This window comes from Tenacibaculum adriaticum (genome assembly GCF_008124875.1).
GTDB classification, from domain to species: domain Bacteria; phylum Bacteroidota; class Bacteroidia; order Flavobacteriales; family Flavobacteriaceae; genus Polaribacter; species Polaribacter adriaticus.
This window is the reverse complement of the sequence record NZ_VNIA01000015.1, coordinates 1-1477: the sequence shown is the minus strand read 5'-3', so window position 1 is coordinate 1477 and position 1477 is coordinate 1. Positions and strand designations below refer to the sequence as shown.

Genomic DNA, 1477 nt, shown 5'->3' with positions numbered 1-1477 from the left:
GAGGAAGACACCGCAGTAGCCATCAATGTAATCGGAAACGATACGGATCTAGACGGAACCATCGACCCTACTTCGGTAACACAAGTAACAGCGCCAGCAAACGGAACCATCGCTATTGATCCTGTAACTGGTCAGATCACCTATACCCCAAATGCAGAGTTCTTTGGAACAGATGCTTTTGAATACTCTGTATGTGATGATGACGGAGCCTGTGCTACAGCCACAGTAAGCGTTACAATAAATGATGTGAACGATGCACCGGTAGCCAATACAGATACAGCAACCACAGAGGAAGACACCGCAGTAGCCATCAATGTAATCGGAAACGATACGGATGTAGACGGAACGATAGATCCAACAAGTGTAACAGAGATCACGGCTCCAACAAACGGAACCATCGCTATTGATCCTGTAACTGGTCAGATCACCTATACCCCAAATGCAGAGTTCTTTGGAACAGATGCTTTTGAATACTCAGTGTGTGATGATGACGGAGCCTGTGCTACAGCCACAGTAAACGTTACAATAAATGATGTGAACGATGCACCGGTAGCCAATACAGATACGGCAACCACGGAGGAAGACACCGCAGTAGCCATCAATGTAATCGGAAACGATACGGATCTAGACGGAACCATCGATCCAACAAGTGTAACAGAGATCACGGCTCCAGCAAACGGAACCATCGCTATTGATCCTGTAACTGGTCAGATCACCTATACCCCAAATGCAGAGTTCTTTGGAACCGATGCTTTTGAATACTCTGTATGTGATGATGACGGAGCCTGTGCTACAGCCACAGTAAACGTTACAATAAATGATGTGAACGATGCACCGGTAGCCAATACAGATACAGCAACCACGGAGGAAGACACCGCAGTAGCCATCAATGTAATCGGAAACGATACGGATGTAGACGGAACGATAGATCCAACAAGTGTAACAGAGATCACGGCTCCAACAAACGGAACCATCGCTATTGATCCTGTAACTGGTCAGATCACCTATACCCCAAATGCAGAGTTCTTTGGAACAGATGCTTTTGAATACTCAGTGTGTGATGATGACGGAGCCTGTGCTACAGCCACAGTAAACGTTACAATAAATGATGTGAACGATGCACCGGTAGCCAATACAGATACGGCAACCACGGAGGAAGACACCGCAGTAGCCATCAATGTAATCGGAAACGATACGGATGTAGACGGAACGATAGATCCAACAAGTGTAACAGAGATCACGGCTCCAGCAAACGGAACCATCGCTATTGATCCTGTAACTGGTCAGATCACCTATACCCCAAATGCAGAGTTCTTTGGAACAGATGCTTTTGAATACTCTGTATGTGATGATGACGGAGCCTGTGCTACAGCCACAGTAAGCGTTACAATAAATGATGTGAACGATGCACCGGTAGCCAATACAGATACAGCAACCACGGAGGAAGACACCGCAGTAGCCATCAATGTAATCGGAA

The 1477-nt window shown here is 46.4% G+C and carries 1 protein-coding gene; it reads left to right on the top strand.

The features are described from left to right. The coding region (locus tag C7447_RS14635) for a cadherin-like domain-containing protein (protein WP_148871265.1) at positions 1 to 1477 on the top strand (1477 nt) is incomplete at both ends.